The organism is Candidatus Methanoprimaticola sp. MG2 (genome assembly GCF_047501175.1).
In the GTDB taxonomy this organism is placed as follows: Archaea; Thermoplasmatota; Thermoplasmata; order Methanomassiliicoccales; family Methanomethylophilaceae; genus Methanoprimaticola.
In genome coordinates this window covers 169,298-187,365 of sequence record NZ_JBEQWH010000002.1, presented here as the reverse complement: position 1 = coordinate 187,365, position 18,068 = coordinate 169,298, and the positions used below count along the sequence as shown (strand labels likewise).

Sequence of the window (18,068 nt, the reverse complement as noted above, 5' to 3'; positions counted from 1 at the left end):
TCATGAAGGTATACGAGGCGTATGAGCTCGCCATCAGGCTGGGGATGTCGAAGGACCCCCGCCCGGAGGACGAGGTCAGGCGCCTTCTCGACTCTGCGAGGGAGGAGTGGGAGAAGGCCGACGATGACTCCAGGGAACTTTTCGACCAGGAGCGTCTCTGGAACCCCTATCAGGACTGCCGTTTCTCCTGCGGGGAGGACGAGGCCCGCGACACGGATGCGGAGTGCATGATGTGGGGGATCGACATAGGTCCCGCGGAGGTCCTCCTGGCGGACCGTCTCCGCGAGAGGGGACGCCGCATAGATTCGGTGGTCGCCCATCACCCGACCGGAAGGTCCCGTGTCCTGTTCCCCGAGGTCATGAGCCTCCAGGCGGACATGTTCCACAACGAGGGCGTGCCGATCAACGTCGCCGAGTCCATAATGGGGCCCAGGACGGACGAGGCCCTCCGCGGTATCATGGGGGTCAACCACAACCAGGCCGTGGATGCGGCCAGGCTGCTGGGGATCTCGCTTTTCAACGTCCACTCCGCGGCGGACAACATGGTCCAGGACCACCTCACGAACCTGTTCGAGCAGAACCGTCCGAGGACCCTGGACGATATAATCAAGGCCCTGATGGGCGAGCCCGAGTTCCGCGAGGCCGCCAAGAGCAATGCCCGTCCGAGGATCATGGTAGGTAAGAAGGACTCCCGCTGCGGGAGGATCATGTGCAAGATGACCGGCGGGACGTCGGGCCCGAAGGGGATGTACGAGGCACTCTCCAGGGCGGGGGTCGGAACGGTGGTCGGGATGCACTTCCCCGAGAGCCATTACGACGTGGCCCGCGAGGCCCATGTGAATCTCGTGATATCCGGACACATGCCCTCCGATTCCCTCGGCATAAACCTGATCTGCGACAGGTGGGCCGACCATGGCATCGAGGTCCTGCCCTGTTCGGGCTTCATACGCTGCAGCAGGTAATCAGATGTTCGACAGGAAGTCCTCCATCATCCGCGACGGTTCAAAGCTGGACTACGGATACGTCCCGAAGGACCTGGTCCATCGCGAGGAGCAGATGTCCAGGCTCGAGATGCTGTTCCGGCCGCTGGCCCTGGACGGGCGCAGCTGCTCCGCATTCCTCACGGGGAGCGTGGGTACCGGCAAGACGGTGACGGCCAGGAGGTTCTGTGCGGACATGGCGGAGTTCATGGCCTCCAGGGGGAGGCCCACCGACACGATATACGTCAATTCGCGCAACGTGTCCGAGGCGGGGGCCCTGCTTCAGATAATCAGGCACTACGATCCCGGATATCCGGAGAGGGGATTCTCGACGGAGGAGATGGCGCGCGTCCTGGCGCAGCATCTGGCCGGCAACAGGCGCGGCCTCGTCGTCATCCTGGACGAGGTCGACGTGCTCCTGAAGAAGGGGTCGACCGACCTGGTTTATCAGCTCACCAGGGCCCGTGCCGATGCCGCTCCCGTGTCGCTGATGATGATCTCCCAGGAGCCGATCGAGAACCTCCTCGACGAGGCGTCCATGTCCACGTTCCGCAGGACCAACACTGTCAGGTTCAACAGGTACAGCGAGTCCGAGCTCAGGGAGATCGTCGCGGTGCGCGCATCCGAGGCCCTCATGCCAGGGTCGTACTCGGAGGAGTCCCTGGACACGATCGCGGAGGAGTCCGCGGAGTTCGGTGACGCCAGGATGGCCATAGAGCTGCTGGACCGTGCCGCCAACATGGCCGAGGAGGACGATGGCGGCGGGGTCACCGTCGAGCATGTGCGTGCCGCCAAGGCGATGATATACAGTTCCGTGTCCGACTCTAAGCTGCGTTCGCTGGACATAAACAGGATGGCGGTGCTGCTCGCCGTGGCCCGCGCCATAAAGAGCAACCCGTCCATATCGTCGGCCGCGGCCGAGAAGACGTATGCGATAGTGTGCGAGGAGTACGGCATACAGGCCAGGAAGCACACGCAATACTGGACGTACCTCCAGGACCTGGAGAAGCTGGGGATAGTCCGTCTGAAGGTGGTCAACGACCCGTCGGGGAGGATAACGCTGGTCTCGCTGCCGGACATACCGTCCAAGGTGTTGGCCCAGAAGATGGAGTCCATAATCGAGAGGGGGGAGGAGAGCGTCGAGCTGTGACATCTGCGGCAAGGACGCGGTGACGTTCGTCCGTTACAACGGGACCCATCTCTGTCCGGAGCACTTCCTCAGGTATGTCGACCGCAGGGTCAAGCGTGAGATCAGGAAGCAGATCGATGTCGATCACGGGGACCACATCGCCGTGGCGGTCTCCGGCGGGAAGGACAGCATGGTCGCCCTGAAGATGCTGGCATCGGTGTTCAACAGGAAGACGGGGGTCGAGCTGCACGCGATCACGATCGACGAGGGGATAGACGGATACCGTCCTCCCAGCGTGGACATCGTCAGGAGGTTCTGCTCCGAGAACGACGTCCGTTTCCATCTCCGCTCCTTCTCCGAGCTGGGGGTCACCATGGACGACATAGCGCCCGTGTGCGGCGACAGCTCACCCTGCACATACTGCGGCGTGTTCCGCAGGATGCTGATGAACGACGAGGCCAGGAAGGTCGATGCGAAGTACCTCGCGACCGGCCATAACCTCGATGACATGGCGCAGTCCATAATGATGAACTTCGTCAGGGGCGATGCGGAGCGCATGGCCAGGATGGCCCCCCACGACGTGGTTCGTCCCGGACTCATACCGAGGTTCGTCCCGCTGCGGGAGATCCCCGAGAAGGAGACGCTGCTCTACGCTATGCTCTCCGGGCTGGAGTTCTGGGACGGGGTCTGCCCGTACTGGGAGGCGGCCCTCCGCAACCAGTATCGTGACATCGTGGACCAGTTGGAGGACCGTTCCCCCGGCGCCAGATACGGGATACTCTCCTCGTACGATACCATCAAACCTCTCCTCAGGTCGGGACTCAAGGGTGCGGACCTGCATTCCTGCCCCAGATGCGGGGAGCCCACCCTGGGCTCGAGTTGCAAGTCATGTCAGCTCCTCGAGAGGATAAGGGCAAGGGTCGGGGAGGCCCATGCTCAGGATGACACGGATGAATGAACGGAAAAGCTCGATTTCTCAATCATCTTTGCTATAATCTGACCAATTGCATGCGAATCAGGCATTATGTGGGATTCCAATCAGTGCATTCAGTAGAGGATTGGAATCGGCTAGCTCGTCCCGTGTGCATCACGGGGCCCTTCCATCCGTATTTTCAGAAGTCCACGAACGGGACGAGGTCGCAGCAGGCGCAGGAGAAGCACATCGAGTGGAAACGCTCGGGGTTCAGGCCGTGGCGCTTCATCGCGCTTTTCTGGAGTCCGGCGAGGAAAAGGGTCCTCAGCAGCGTCGGGGGCTCCTCGGGCACGCCCGCGGCGAGGAGACGCGCTCTATTGGCGTCGTTCATGCGGACCATCCTGAGCCCGGGCAGCACGTTCATCCTGCACAGCCTCTCCATGGTCATGTCGATGTCCTGGTCGGTCTCCCCGAGGCCGTAGAGGATGTTCGACGCCATCTTCCCTTTCTTGAAGTACGTGTTCGCCTCCCTGAGCATCGAGAACGTGTTGTCATAGTCGAAGCCGGGGCACACCCTGTCGAAGATCTCCTTCGTGGCGCACTCGATGTTGATCTTGATCTCGTTGGCTCCCGCCTCCCTTAGCTGGGCGATCTGTCCGGCCTCAGAGACGTAGGGCTCCACGCCGATGACGATCTTCGGGTACAGTTCGCGCACCGCCTTGACGACATCGCACATGCGGTCGACGGTCTGGGCGGTGCTTCCGACGACGCCGCTGGTGAATGCGACGGTCTTGAACTTGCGGACCTGCATGGACTCGTCGATCATCGCAAGGATCTTCTCCGTGGTGAGACGCTTGTCCAGGGACGGGTCCAGTATGGGGGACGTGCAGTACGCGCAGTGGTACATGCAGTGCTGGTCGAGGTTGAAGAACGCCTGGTTCGGGCAGTGCCTGATGACGGGCTGTATCTGGACCCCGTCCTGGAAGAGCTCCCCGTCCCTGTACAGTGCGTACTTGTCCCCCTCGACGGGGACGAGGTCGAAGTCGCCCTCTCCGTACGTGACAGGCTTCTTCACCCTGTACTTCCCGTAAGCTAGAACTATCGAGCTGGACCCTGCTCCGGGACCTGCCGTGGAGCATGACAGACGGACCGGAAGTTCAAGGCCTTCCGGAAGGCGGATCGCACCGCCGTGAATCAGTTCGGCCTTTTTTATCAGGCCCTCTTCCATTTGGCGCCCTCCGCCGAATCCTCGAGTGTAATCCCAGCCTCCTTGAGGCGGTCGCGGATCATATCTGAAAGGTCGTACATCTTGCGTCCGCGGAGCTCCTTCCTCAGGTCTATGAGGATGGACATGACGGCATCCATGGAGTCGTCGTCGGCCTCGTCCTCGGGCATGATCCCGAGGATGCCGTCGAACTCCCGGATGAGGTCGATCTGGGCGATGGCCGCCTGGCGCGTCATCGTCCTGTCCGCCATGGCGATGTTGGACGCCTTGGCCATCTCGAACATCACCGCGATGGCCTCGCGGGTGTTGAAGTCCTCGTCCATGGCCTCGCGGAACCTGTTGCGGTATCCGTCGATCGTCCCGGTCTCCTCCGCGCCTTCGGGGGCCGTCCTGGCATAGGACTGGAGCTCGCGGTAGTTGTTGACGAGCCTCCCCCTCGCGGCCTCCGCCTCGTTGAGCATGTCCTCGCCGTAGACCAGCGGGCTCATGTAGTGCGTGTTCAGGAAGTAGAAGCGGACCGTGTGGCCGTCGAACTTCTCGAGGACGTCACGGACGGTGAAGAAGTTGCCGAGGGACTTGGACATCTTCTCCTCCTTGGACATGCCGTGGCCCTTGACCTGGAGCATGCCGTTGTGCATCCAATAGTTGGCCAGCGGCTTGCCGGTGACCGCCTCTGTCTGGAGGATCTCGTCCTCGTGGTGGGGGAATATGAGGTCGTTGCCCCCGCCGTGTATGTCGATCTGCTCGCCCATGTTCCTGTAGATCATGGCGGAGCACTCGATGTGCCATCCGGGCCTTCCCTTGCCCCAGGGCGAGTCCCAGGAGATCTCCCCAGGCTTCGCGGCCTTCCACAGGGCGAAGTCGAGGGGTCCCTTCTTGTTGGGGTCGTCGGCGATCCTCCCGGAGGATTGCAGCTGGTCGACCTTCTGGTTGGTGAGCCTCCCGTAGTCCTTGACCCTGGACACATCGAAGTACACGCTCCCGTCCTGCGAGGCGTATGCGAAACCGTTGTCCATGATCCTCTGGACCATGTCGATGATGTCCCCGATGCTCTCGCTGGCCTGGGGGTAGCAGGATGCGCGGTTCACGTAGAGCCTGTCGACCTCGCCGAAATAGCGGTCGATGTACCTCTTGGAGAGCTCCAGGGGCTCGATCCCCTCCTTCGCGGCACGTATGATGATCTTGTCGTCCACGTCCGTGAAGTTGGTGACATGCTGCACGTCATATCCTATGTAGCGGAGGTAACGGGCGACCGTGTCGAAGACAATGATGCTTCTGGCGTGGCCCATGTGGATGTCGTCGTAGACCGTCACGCCGCAGACGTACATCTTGACCTTACCGGGTTCAATGGGTGTGAAATCCTCGACCGAATCGGTGAGGGTGTTATGGATACGGAGCACCATCTAATCGGCGGTCGATGACGTTCTAATAGATAAAAGACACGCCTGTGATGGTCGGAATGTGAATGACCCAGACAGGCGTGTTTTGTTTCAGGGGTCTTTGTTCCTAATATCTTCGGTCAATGTCCGCAGCTGAGCGCAGAGGTCGTCGATCCTCCTCTCGAGCGCGGCGATGCGGTCCGTCTCGGGGTCCGGCAGCTGATTGTGCATAAGGTCGTCGTTGGAGCACTTGACCCCCGCCTTCTTCACGATCTTCCCGGGCACTCCGACGACGGTGCAGTCGTCGGGGACGTCCTTCAGGACGACGGATCCCGCCCCGATGCGGACGTTGTTGCCGATCACGATGTCCCCGAGGACGGACGCGTTGCATCCCACCACCACGTGGTTGCCGACGGTCGGGTGCCTCTTCCCCTTGTTGGTCGAGACCCCTCCGAGTGTGACTCCTTGGTATATCATCACGTCGTCGCCGATGATGGCGGTCTCCCCGATAACCACTCCCGTGGCATGGTCGACGAAGAACCTCTTCCCGATGGTCGCCCCCGGGTGGATGTCGCACCCCGTCATCTGGTGGGCGACGTAGTTGACCTCGCGGGCCTCCAGCTTCCTTCCTTCCATCCACAGCCTGTGGCTGAGGCGGTACATGCTGACCGCCTGCAGCCCGGTGTGGAACTTGCGGGCATCCTCCTCGTCGACGATCGCGGGGTCCTTTGCCATGCACACCGCGAGGTCGTCGGGATCTATGTCGTAGTCGATCTCCTTCATTGGTCGAATCCTCCTTCGTTGTCGTCCCTGGCGAAGTCCACGGACGGGCACGGTCCGAAGCAGTCCCTGCAGAAGACGCACTCGTCCTCGTGGATCCTCACCTTGCCGTCCTCCATGTACAGCGCCTTGGGCTCGCACCTAGCGGCGCACAGCCCGCATCCGACGCACTGTTCCGCACGGACGATGACCTGGAAGGCATGGTCTATGTGCTGTCTGGCATCGTTCTCGACGTTGGCCTTCGCGATTATAGATCCCTCGCGGTAGATGGTCGTGAACCCCGCGTTGATGAAGTCGCCGTCGGGGTCCTCCTCGACCACCCATGCCAGGGCGTGACAGAACGGCTTCACCTTCTCCAGGTCTATGGGCCTGGAGAGGGCGGCCTCTATGCTGTATCCCATGGTGCACGGGCTGAAGCCGTCCTGGACCTTGATGTTCAGGGGCCCGGTCTCTGGGACCTTGGTCTGCCTGGTGAGCTCCGCTACACCCTTGCCGGTCACCCTGCTGACCTCCTCGCGTATCGACTTGGGGGCGTTCTTCCATCTCCATAGCCCGAACTCCTTCCATTCCGGAGGGAGCCCGCGGTCGTCCATGTACCTCGTGAGGTACTCGTCCCACTGGTCCCAGCGGTCGCTCTTGCCGGCTATCATGTCGAACTCGGCGAGGTCCGATGCGGGACAGAGGAAGCATCCGATCCTGTCCAACCCGCGGGTGTACCACACGTTGAAGGGCTCTCCCTTCATGAATATGTAAAGCCAGACGTGCATGGCGCACCAGTTCTGGATCGGCGAGGCCCCGACCTGTCCGGGGGTCCAGGGGTTCCTCCAGATGCGGGGCTTGGCGTTGCGCGCCTCCGACTCGTACTTCCTCTGTCCTATGAACGACAGTACGCCGTCGGGGAAGTTCTTGGTTATGGCACCGACGGTCGGGCCCAGCTTGTTGGTCTTGCAGCACCATCTGTAGTCCTTCGCGGGAGGTCCGAAGTACACGAGGTTCCCGAAGAAGGCGTCCGCGGGGGCATGCTCCTCGATGAGTTTGAGGCCGTGCCTCTCGCACACGTCGTGCACATGGGCCACGGTCTCGTTGAGCTCCAGTCCGGTATCGACGAACAGCACCGGGAGGTCCGCTCCCGCATCGATCGAGAGCAACAGGGTCGCGAGGGAGTCCTTCCCGCCGGAGAAGGAGACTATGGCGGGGAGCTCGTGCTTCGCGATGGTGTTCCTTATGAACCCGGTCGCCTCGGTCACCCGCTTCTCGATCGCCGCGCGATTGGCCTCGACGACATCGTCCCATCCGTGCGCGATGTCCGAAGGCCTGTACTCCTCCGGCTTGTACCATCTGGTCTTGACGGCCACGCCCTTGGACTCCGCGACCATCCGCTCCCCGGTCATCCTCGCCATCCCGGTGGAGACGATCTCTCTGTCCGGGGAGAGGACCAGGACCTCGTCCCCCTCCTCGATGCCGCTGTCCGCATCGGTCACGCCGGGGGCCATCAGGTTCTTGCTCTCCTGCACGAACTTTATCGCGCCCGGATCGCAGATCACGTATCCCTTCGAAGCGACCTTTGCCAGACGGTATGCGCCCTGCATCCTGAGGATGACCTTCCATCCTGATCCCATGTCGTAGCGGACGGAGGCGACGATGTCCCCGTCCACGACGACCTCGTCCATGCGGTCGAGTGCGGGGGCCTTGCTGAGGATGACCACGTGGCCTTCCGGGAGGAGGGCCTCCCCGGCATCCGTTCCGTAGTCATCGTCGAGCAGGTCCCTGATCATCTTCACGTCATGGGGGAAGGCGGGCCTTGCGTCCCCCGGAGGTGTGAGTTCGATCTCTTCGGTGGCTGCACCGCACACCGGGCATTCCTTGGATTCCAGTATCGGCAGATTGCAGCCGCGACACCACCTGAGATGGTTCTTTCCGAGACGAATTGCTCCCATGTTCTCCTGGGGGACTAGGTTTGCTCTCTATATTTCAACTCCGCCTGAAAGCGGTGACCATCAGGCTCACGATGAGTGCCGACACTCCCGCCACCACGGCGATGGAGGTGGTCATGCTGTCCATCCCGAGGAACGTCCAGTGGTCCTCGTCCGAGGGCTCCTGGGACCCGTCGGGGTCGTCATCGACCGCGGGGTCCGCCGGCTCCCATACGGGATACAGGGTCACATCGCCGGATATCACGAGATGGTCGCCGTTCCTGTATGCGGGGGCCCCGTCCTTGGACAGCGACCATCCCGCGAACACCATTCCGTCCCGCGTCCCTGCCTCGGCCGAGACCTTGACGGTCTGGCCTTCGACGAACGATGCCGTCAGCGGACCGGAGGGGAGCATGTAGGTGACGGTGTGCATCACGGAATCGGACCAGATCGCGGTGAACGTGACGTTCTCGTTCACCACATACTCGGTCCTGTCGACTATCGACATCGTCCCGTCGTTCCATCCGACGAGCTCCTTCCCCTGAGCGGAGACGTCCCATCCCACCTGGATCGTCCCACCTTCGGTGACGGTGACGCTCCCGACGATCCTGTTCTCGGAGACGTACACGACCGACAGCTGCAGCCTGTCCCTCCACTCCGCGACAAGGACGACGTCTCCCGTCGCGACGAAGGAATCTCCGAGGCGGTGAACCTGGTCGGTGTTGGGGACCCTCCATCCGACGAACACCCTGTCGTCGTCGGTGAGGTCCCTCATCCCGATCTCGTAAGGTATGCCCTCGCGGGCCGTCTCCTTCCCGAGGGTCTCCCCTCCGTTCATGTAGGTCACGCTGTAGACGGCACGGTCCCTCCACACGGCCTTCAGGACCATGTTCCCGGAGACCGTGAGCTTGTCACCGTTGCGGTACCCGTCCCCGGACTCGGACTGCCATCCCACGAATATCCTCTCGTCATCCGCGAGGTCCTCGATGGACACCGTGGCGTCGATCCCCTCGTAGGCCTTCAGCTTCCCGACCTCGGAGGTCCCGTTCATGAACGTGACTGTGTATTCCACGCGGTCCCTCCACACGGCGCTGAGCGATGCCTCCGCATCGATCGACAGCTCGTCCCCGTTCCTATACAGGGTATCGTCGGACCCCATCTTCCAGCCGAGGAACATCCTCGTGCCGTCGGCGGGGTCATCGATGGGGATGACGAACGGTATGCCTTCCCTCGCCGTCGCCGTGCCGATGGTGTCCTCGCCGTTCACGAATGTGACCCCGTACACGGCACGGTCCCTCCACACGGCATCGATCGTCGTATCGCCGGTTATCGTCAGGGGCAGGTCCTTGTCGAGCACCCCCTCGTCCCCGGAGATGCTCCATCCCACGAATATCCTCTCGTCGTCCGGAAGGTCTCCGACATCGATTAGGAACTCGTTGCCTTCCTTGACGGTCCTCTCGTAGCACACCTCGCCATCATCGAGGAACGTGACCGCGAATCCGCTCTTCATCCTCCACAGGGAGTGTATGTCGGTGTCCCCGTCGATGGCGATCTCCTTCTCGGAGATGCGTACGCCGTCCTCGGTCAGTGCCCATCCCACGAATATCCTGTCCTCATCCTCGGGGACGGTCTCGGTCAGGGTCAGCATGTCCCCTTCGATGACCTTCGTCTCCATGATGGATGCGGCCCCGTCCAGGTATCTGACGGTGTATTCGAAGCGGTCTCTCCACACAGCGTCTATAGTCATGTCTCCCGTGACGGTGATCTCCGTCCCTTCGGCGAGATATCCGTCGGAACCGGTCATCCTCCATCCGAGGAACACCCTCTCGCCGTCCGGCAGGGCCTCCTCGTCATGGATGAACGGTATCCCCTCGGTCGCCGTCCTCTCGATCGTCTGGGCGCCGCCGGTGTAGGTCACGGTGTATGTCTCGCGGTCCCTCCACACGGCATCCACTCTCGTGTCCGAGGTCAGGATCGCGCCGTCCTTCAGTCTGTCCTCGTCCATCGCCCAGTGGACGAACATCCTCTCGCCGTCCGGAAGCGCAGGCTGTCCGGACACGAACGGCATCCCCTCGGTGGCCGTGTCCTCGGAGATCACTTCGGTGCCGTCCATGAACACCACCCTGTAGACCTCGCGGTCCCTCCACTCGGTGTGGATGACGGTGTTCCCGGAGATCCGCACGGTGTCCCCGTCCATCAGGATGCCGTCGATCCCCTGGATGTGCCATCCCACGAAGATCTGGACCCCGTCCTCGACCTTCGGGGCGTCGATGGTCAGGTCGTTCCCTTCCGTGACCTTCGTCGTGAGAAGGTCTGTCGAACCGTCCCTGTATGTGACTTCGTAGGTCTCGCGGTCCCTCCACTTCGCGATGATCGACGTGTCCCTGTCGATGTCCAGCGTGTCCCCGTTCCCAACGGGTCCGCCGTTCAGGGTCCATCCGACGAACACCATGGTCCCGTCGGGCAGGTCCTCCCTCGTCATCACATAGGGGATCCCCTCCGTCGCCTCGTCGGTGGATATGGTGGTCCCGTGGCTGACGAATGAGACCGTATAGGTCTCGCGGTCCCTCCAGGAGGCGGTGATGTCGATGTCCTCGGTTATGATCAGGGAACCCTGCTGCAGCAGTTTCCCATCGACCTCCCATCCTGTGAAGATCATGTCCCCGTCGGTGGGAGCGGGTTGGTCGATGCTGAACGGGATGCCTTCGGTGGCCGTCTCGGTGGCCAGAACGGTCTGACCGTCCATGAACCTGACTTCGTAGGTCTCGCGATCCCTCCATTCGGAATCGATGGTGATGTTCCCATCGACATCGATCGCATCGCCCTTCTGGAGCAGCGTCCCGTTCCCAACACTCCATCCTGTGAATATCCTCTCCCCGTCCGGCAGGTCTTCGATGGAGATGATGAAGTCTAGGCCTTCGTACGCGGTCGCGGTATCGACCTCGCTGTCACCGTTCATGAAGGTCACTGTGTACTCCGTACGGTCCCTCCACTGCGCGTTCAGGACGGTGTCCGATCCGATATCGATCGAATCGCCCTTATACAGGACCTGTTGGCCTCCGGATGCGGTCCATCCGACGAACATCCTCTCCCCGTCGGGTATGTCGCTCACACCTATGACGAACGGTATGCCCTCGGTGGCATCTGCGGTGGCGATGGTGGTCGACCCGTCCTTGAACGTGACCGTGTACTGCGCACGGTCCCTCCATTCTGCGGTCAGGGTGATGTGCCCGTCCACCTCCAGGGAGTCGCCGCAGAACAGTCCCTTGCTGCCGTCCGGTGCGGTCCATCCGAGGAATATCCTCGTCTTGTCGAAGGGATCCTCGGAGGATATCGTGAACGGTATGCCCTCCTTGGCCGTCCCCTGTGCATAGTCCGTGGAATCGACCTTGAACGTGACCGTGTACTGCGCACGGTCCCTCCACTGCGCGTTCAGGACGATGTCGCCGGTGACATCGATCGTGTCGCCGTTGTGCAGCACCGCCTGTCCGTACGACCATCCTGTGAAGATGCTGTCCGGGCTGGTAGGCTCTGGGACGTCTATGACGTACGGGACGCCCTCCCTCGCGGTCTGGGTGGCGACCGTCTCGGTCCCGTTGGAGAATTTGACGTTGTACTGCACCCTGTCCTTCAGGACCGGTACCAGGCTGATGTCCTTCACGACCGTGACGGAGTCCCCGGGATACAGGACCTTCCCGGACCCGTCCACCTTCCAGCCGTCCAGCATCTGCGTGGGGGTCTCGTCGGTCGGCTTCCTGTCATCGATGTCCAACACCTTCCCGTGACCTATCGAGACGGTGCCGATGACCGATCCGGAGACGTCGAGGTACGATGCCGTGTACGTGAACTCGGGCTTGGCGTTCCAGACGGCCTTGGCGGTATGGTCCCTGTATCTCGTGATCTCGCTCCCGGGCAGATGGGTGGTGACGGTTCCGTTGTCGACGACCACCCATGCCGCGAGGACGTAGTGCTCGGTCTCCACCTGTGACGGGTAGTGTCCGCCGTAACCGTATGTCGTGGTCTTGAACGTCTTCCTCTCCTCGGTCGAGGGGATGTCCGTGGCATCGTATGTCACGCTGAAAGGCTCCATCACGGGTTTCAGGTCGTAGATGAGGTTCTTGGTGCTCTCGATCTCGTCCCTGTCGAGCCCTAGGCCGAGGTCCGTGCCGGTGCGGGTGTCCTTCCAGCCGTTGAATGTCCCGTCTATGGATCCCGGGGCAGGTGCCTTCAGAGGCATCTCGTGGGCGGTTATGGCGATCCTCTCAGACCCCAGTCCGAACCCGCCGTATGTCACATCGACCTTCAGATAGTCGATGTACATGTTCCCGCCGGAGATCCTGTCGAAGTTGTACTCGTCGGCGAAGTAGTCCTCCCTGTGGGTGTACGTGGTGACCTGGTTGTTGTAGTCGTACGCGTGGAGCAGACCGTAGCCGTAGTATTCGACCTGTATGCGGTCCACGCCGTTGTAGTCGCGGTCGTTCCTGATGTAGCTGATCTCCTTCACGTCCTTGGACAGGAAGACGAGTCCGGCGTTCGGGCAGTCGGGCACATCGGACTGTTCGTCCACGACGAACTTGGCCGTGCATGCGTTCCCGAACGCCAGGGGGTCTATGGTCCCGTGCGTCCTGAGGTCCACGACCCCGAGGCGGGTGCAGCTCCCGAAAGCGTACTTGTCTATGCTCACCGGGGTCGTGCCCACCTTCCCCACGGTCAGCAGGTAGTCTATGCTGTAGAACGCATACTCCTCGATCTTCCTGACCTTCTCCGTCAGGAGTATCTCCGAGGTCGATGCGTTGTCGAAGGCGTGTGCGGGCACGACCTCCATGTCTATGATCAACCTGTTGAATGGGAACGATTGATCCTCGTACTCGTTCGCCGTCGCTGCGTTGACGTACGTATAGGACTCACCGGCGAAGATGACGGTGTCCAGGTTGTCCTTGTTCGTCAGATACAGTTTGTGATCGAACTTTCTGAGCTCCTCTCCGTTCGTGTCGGATGCGGTTGCAGCTACCGTGACGGCCATCCCGACCATCACCAGCACCATGCATACCGCAAGCGTGCTCTTGTTCATTTTCACATCTCCGCACCATTCGGCATGGTGCGTCATGTGCTTGGGACTCAACGTTTAAGCGGATGCTCAATCGTTTTAAGTGTTTAATACCGTAATATGCTCTAAGAAGTGTATACTTCGATAGTTAGAATCATCGTACCATCCCCCGTTTCGCCCCGGACACGGCGTCTGGCACTCATCCATCTCCTGTTGCCATTAAATACCTATAGCTATTCTGGCACATAGGGATGGAATGAAGTTTGGTTTACATCGCAGGAGCGTAGCCGCTAAGAGCGACCGCCCCCGCTACATATCTTCACTTCAGAAGGATGTAAGCAAATATGTCGGCTGGACCAGGGATGAGGTCGAGCACGACTACAATGCGAAGAAGTCTGTGCACACCATAGTCACCATCGGGTACCTGCTGTATGAGGACGACGTCCTGGTCCTGACCGAGAAGGGACGCATGCTCATGCGCAACGTGTCGATGGAATCGGCAGTGGCCGAGTGAGCTTTCTGCTTGTAACGCAGGCAATCCGAGTGCGAACGGTCTTTATCGGCCTTCGCGGACGGCCGTTTCGACTCTGTGCAGGTCACCCTGTACAGGATGCGATATCTCCTCGCGGTCATGGGCTCCGCATCGACGGGATTCGTCACGCGAGGGCGGTGCGGATCTTTGATGAAGGTGGTCCGGGAGGTCCCGGACCGTTGGCTCAGTTCAGCTTGGCCTTCTTGAACAATGCGGGATCCGCATCCAGCGGGAGGGTGGCATCGAACCCGACCTTCCAGGTGTTCTTCCCATGGGAGCTGGGGTCCAGAGACGATCCGGCCGCACCCGGGATCCTGAGTATGCGGTCTGCCTGCATCCTCGTGGCCACGGCCCACTCGACCTCCCTGTCATCGAAGATGTCGATGTCATCGTCGACCACGATGACCTGCTTCATGGACGTGTGACCGCTGAGCGCCGCGAGTATGGCGTTGACCCCGTCCCCGTCCTTGTTCTTCTTGATGGACACGACACCGTTCAGCCAGCAGCAGCCTCCCTCGGTGAGCCTGACGTTCTTCACCCCGGGGACCGCCTGCCTGACGGACTTGAGGATCATGGGCTCCCTGGGGAGTCCCATCAGGAGGTAGTGCTCCCATCCTCCGGGAAGGAGGACGTGCATGAGCGGGTCCTTGCAAGACCAGATCCTGTCGATCCTGATGACGGGCTCCTGTCTCTCGAAGTCGTATGTGCCGGTGATGTCGACGAAGGGTCCCTCCGTGGCCTCCTCCAGGGTTATCCTCCCCTCGAGGACGTAGTCGGTGTCGGCGGGGACCAGCAGTCCGTTGTCGCACCTTCCGACCTTCAGCGGGCTGCCGTGGCCGATGCAGTGCATCGACGAGGCGACCTCCAGCTCATCGGCCCCGAAGTCCATGGACGTCGCCGCGGCGAGCAGTACCTCGGCCTGTGCCCCTATGCAGATGGACACCCTGAGCTCCTCCCCCTTCTCCTTCGCCATCCTGCGCAGGGTGAACAGATGCCTGGGGACCAGCCTCACCGCTATGGAGTCCGGACCCATGATCATCATCCTGTGGAACGACATGTTCTTCATCCCGTTGTACTCGGTCACTATGACCCCTGACGAGATGTAGCGGCCCCCGTCCTCCGGGAAGTACTTGGGGATCGGCAGCTTGGTCAGGTCCCTCTCGACCTCCACCTGCCTGAAGCTCGGATCCTCGACGACCTCGCACGGCTTGGGGTGTGCGACCGCATCGAGTATGTGGTTGACGATCCCGTCGCTGGGGATATTCATCGCCGCGGCGATCTTCTCCCTCGTGGAGAACCTGTTCCCCACGGCCCTCTGTCCGTCCAGATCCTCGAACACTATGGTCTTGTCCTGGTCCTGCATGAGTACGGACGTCACCGAGCATCCGTCCCTGTCCAGACGGTCCTTCACGAAAACGGCATCCGACGGTACGGAGTCCTTGACTGTCATGGCATATGCATCGGCTTCAACGCTATAACTTTTCACGAGGGCAATCGTCGGAATATCCCGAGGAGCAGGTTCGCGGCCCCTCCGAGGAGGATCGCGACACCGATGGACGTCAGGCTGACTGCTATAGTCTCCTTCCATCCGATCTCCCTCCACATCGTGATGAGCGTGGCGACGCAGGGCATGTAGACGGCCATGACTATGCCGAAGACCACGAACTGATCCGGGGTCATGAACTCGGACAGCGCGACACCGCCAGCGAGGATCTGCAGCATCCCCAGGGCCATCTCCTTCCTGAGTATCCCCACGAGGAACGCGATCGCACAGACCGCGGGCAGTCCAAGGATCCCGACGGTGATCGGGGACAGCGGTTCCACGATGCCGTCCAGCAGGTCGTACTGGATCAGGACCTCTATTATCACGGAGCCCACCACCAGCAGTGGCAGCGCTATGTAGATGAAGTCCTTGATCCTCTGCCAGGTCTTCGAGAGGATGTTCCTGATGCCCGGCATCTGAAGGTCGGGCAGCTCCATGGCAAGGTCGCTGGGCTCGTATCTGAGGAACCTGTTCATCAGGATGCCCACCAGTATGCCCAGGCATCCAAGCATGAGGAGTATCCCGAATGCGAACAGCACTCCCGAGAACTTGCCCGTGGCACCCATGATTATCGCCATCTGGGCGGAACACGGGACGGCCATGACTATCATGGATGCGAGGATGACCTTCTCCCTGCGCGACTTCACGGTGCGTATCGCCATTATGGCGGGGACGTTGCATCCGATCCCGACGATCATGGGTATGAACGCGCCTCCGTGGAGGCCGAAGTGATGCATGGTGTTGTCGAGCAGGACGACCGCCCTGGTGAGGTATCCGGAGTCCTCCAGCAGCCCCAGGATGAGATAGAACACCAGGATGTACGGGATCACGAGCAGTAGCATTGCCTGTATGCTGCCGTCTATGCCTGTGAACACCGCCTCGCCGAACTTCCCGCCGATGGATGCGCCGAAGTCTATGAGCGCGGTGCCGACCAGGGACTCGTAGACGCCTGATATGATGGAGTCCAGGAAGGACCCGACGTACACGATGGTGGCGAGTATGGCGAGGCAGACCGCGAGGAGTATCGGTATGCCCGTCACCGGGGCTATGGTCGCATCGGATATCCTCTCGGACAGCGACCTCTTGACGTCCCTCTTGGACAGTGTCTCCCCCACCACGCCCTCCGCCCATGCGTAACGCTCGCTGGCGATGGCTACGCCCATGGTCCTGCCCTCCCTCTCGGAGTACAGGCGCCTGATCATGCCCGCCGACCTGCGGATCTCCGGACTGACCATGTTGTCGAATTCCATCGAGTTCTCGAGGATCTTGATCGCGGTCCCGCGCTCCGAGAAGCGCAGACCGTCCGGGAGGACGTCCATCAGGACCGAGATCCCGCTCTCCACCCCCTCGTCGTAGTCGATCCTGACCTCGGGCTGGCGGGCCAGGTCCCCGCACACGGCATCCGCCAGCCCGTCCACTCCCTCGGAGGTCTTGGACGAGACGGGTATGACCGGTGCCCCCAGGGCCCTCTGGAGCCCTTCGATGTCGTAACTGTACTTCTTCCTGCCCTCGTCGATCTTGTTGAGGGCGATTATCGTGGGAAGCCCGAGCTCCATCGCCTCGGCGCACAGGACCAGGCTCCCTGCAAGGCTGGTCGCGTCCGCGACCAGGATGATGCAGTCGAACCGTTCCCCCGCCAGGCTGTGGAGGACGACCTTCTCGTCGTCCGAGTTCCCGGATATGCCATATGTCCCGGGAAGGTCGCGGACGCTGACCTTGGAGCCCTTCCTGACGATCATCCCCTCGTCGAACGACACGGTGGTCCCGGGATAGTTGGAGGATATGACCCCGACGCCTGTCAGGCGGTTGAATAGTGATGATTTGCCCACGTTCGGCTGACCGACGAGGGCCACCCTCAGTGGCTCGTCAACAGTCTCTTCGATGCCGTTCTCGATTGCCGGGACCATTTGGCTCACGTGTCGGGTTCAGACGTCGCTCGTGGCGACATCCACGAATATGCACGATGCCAGGCGGTAGTCGAGGGCCATGGTGGACTCCCCGATGCGGATGACACGCGGTCCGCCGTCGGACAGTATCGCCTCGATGGCGACCGTCCGTCCAGGCACGAATCCCATTGATATGAGCTTCTTCACCGCGTTGGTGTCGTCGGACTTGATATGGGATATCTTGCCGCACTGGGACAGTTCCAGCCTGTTGAGCGGGAGGATGTTCATGATCCCCTCGGAGACGGCCTTGCAGGGACTCTGGCAGCACTGGCAGTCGACGTCCACGGGCGTGCCCATCATATGGCACATCTTTATGGCGGACTCGTCGGATATGGCATGCTCCATCCTGCACGCCTCCTCGTGCGCGGTCTTGTGGTCTATGCTCAGGTAGTCGGTCAGGAAGCGTTCGACGACATGGTGCTTCTTGCGGAGCTGGCGGGCGTACGTGAGCCCTTCCTCTGTCAGAGCCACCCCCTTGTACTTCTCGTAGGAGACGAGGTTCTCCTTGGCGAGGACCTTGATCATCTCGCTCACGCTGGCGGGCGACACGCCCATGTATGATGCGAGTTCCGTGGTCTTCGCCACTCCCTCGCCCTCGGTGAGCCTCAGAATGTTGATGAGGTAGTCCTCGCGGTTTCCTGTCGTCATCCTGACCCAGATGGTATAGGTATGATTTAAAGT

The 18,068-nt window shown here is 61.3% G+C and carries 12 protein-coding genes; 4 read left to right on the top strand and 8 right to left on the bottom strand.

The window, feature by feature from the left end; genetic code table 11:
- Nucleotides 1–2: 2 nt before the first annotated feature.
- From V5D86_RS02235 to V5D86_RS02225, 3 genes are read left to right on the top strand one after another with little or no spacing between them, the layout of a single operon-like run.
- Nucleotides 3–962: a hypothetical protein gene (locus V5D86_RS02235; protein ID WP_414595065.1), complete on the top strand. Its 960-nt coding sequence runs from the start codon at nt 3–5 to the stop codon at nt 960–962.
- A 4-nt stretch (nt 963–966) separates the two neighbouring features.
- Nucleotides 967–2,130 carry a Cdc6/Cdc18 family protein gene (locus tag V5D86_RS02230; RefSeq protein WP_414595064.1) on the top strand — a complete coding sequence of 388 codons (1,164 nt, stop codon included), beginning with the start codon at nt 967–969 and terminating at the stop codon, nt 2,128–2,130.
- A gap of 19 nt (nt 2,131–2,149) precedes the next feature.
- Nucleotides 2,150–3,067 carry a TIGR00269 family protein gene (locus tag V5D86_RS02225; protein ID WP_414595063.1) on the top strand — a complete coding sequence of 306 codons (918 nt, stop codon included), beginning with the start codon at nt 2,150–2,152 and terminating at the stop codon, nt 3,065–3,067.
- A gap of 154 nt (nt 3,068–3,221) precedes the next feature.
- Here V5D86_RS02225 and V5D86_RS02220 read toward each other — a convergent pair whose 3' ends face one another.
- The 5 genes from V5D86_RS02220 to V5D86_RS02200 all read right to left on the bottom strand — a co-directional run bounded on the left by V5D86_RS02220 (nt 3,222) and on the right by V5D86_RS02200 (nt 13,390).
- Nucleotides 3,222–4,250: a radical SAM protein gene (locus tag V5D86_RS02220; RefSeq protein ID WP_414595062.1), complete on the bottom strand. Its 1,029-nt coding sequence runs from the start codon at nt 4,248–4,250 to the stop codon at nt 3,222–3,224.
- Nucleotides 4,235–5,650: a cysteine--tRNA ligase gene (gene cysS, locus V5D86_RS02215; RefSeq protein WP_414595061.1), complete on the bottom strand. Its 1,416-nt coding sequence runs from the start codon at nt 5,648–5,650 to the stop codon at nt 4,235–4,237. The genes V5D86_RS02220 and cysS overlap by 16 nt, the downstream gene beginning before the upstream one ends.
- Nucleotides 5,651–5,737: 87 nt before the next feature.
- Nucleotides 5,738–6,409, bottom strand: a complete 672-nt coding sequence (gene cysE, locus V5D86_RS02210) for a serine O-acetyltransferase (protein ID WP_414595060.1) — start codon at nt 6,407–6,409, stop codon at nt 5,738–5,740.
- Nucleotides 6,406–8,343, bottom strand: a complete 1,938-nt coding sequence (locus V5D86_RS02205) for a phosphoadenosine phosphosulfate reductase family protein (protein WP_414595059.1) — start codon at nt 8,341–8,343, stop codon at nt 6,406–6,408. Before V5D86_RS02205 ends, cysE begins: the two co-directional genes overlap by 4 nt.
- A gap of 34 nt (nt 8,344–8,377) precedes the next feature.
- Nucleotides 8,378–13,390, bottom strand: a complete 5,013-nt coding sequence (locus V5D86_RS02200) for an InlB B-repeat-containing protein (RefSeq protein WP_414595058.1) — start codon at nt 13,388–13,390, stop codon at nt 8,378–8,380.
- 232 nt (nt 13,391–13,622) lie between these two features.
- Between V5D86_RS02200 and V5D86_RS02195 the strand changes: the two genes are divergently transcribed.
- Complete coding sequence (locus tag V5D86_RS02195; RefSeq protein ID WP_414595057.1) at nt 13,623–13,880, top strand: hypothetical protein; 258 nt, start codon at nt 13,623–13,625, stop codon at nt 13,878–13,880.
- A gap of 202 nt (nt 13,881–14,082) precedes the next feature.
- Here V5D86_RS02195 and V5D86_RS02190 read toward each other — a convergent pair whose 3' ends face one another.
- The 3 genes from V5D86_RS02190 to V5D86_RS02180 are packed head-to-tail and all read right to left on the bottom strand — an operon-like array spanning nt 14,083 to nt 18,035.
- Nucleotides 14,083–15,348, bottom strand: a complete 1,266-nt coding sequence (locus tag V5D86_RS02190) for a UbiD family decarboxylase (protein ID WP_414595056.1) — start codon at nt 15,346–15,348, stop codon at nt 14,083–14,085.
- A gap of 32 nt (nt 15,349–15,380) precedes the next feature.
- Entirely contained in the window at nt 15,381–17,348 is a 1,968-nt protein-coding gene (gene feoB, locus V5D86_RS02185; RefSeq protein ID WP_414595055.1) for a ferrous iron transport protein B, read from the bottom strand.
- 18 nt (nt 17,349–17,366) lie between these two features.
- A complete protein-coding gene (locus V5D86_RS02180; RefSeq protein ID WP_414595054.1) occupies nt 17,367–18,035 on the bottom strand; it encodes a metal-dependent transcriptional regulator in 669 nt (222 codons plus the stop codon).
- Nucleotides 18,036–18,068 lie beyond the last annotated feature (33 nt).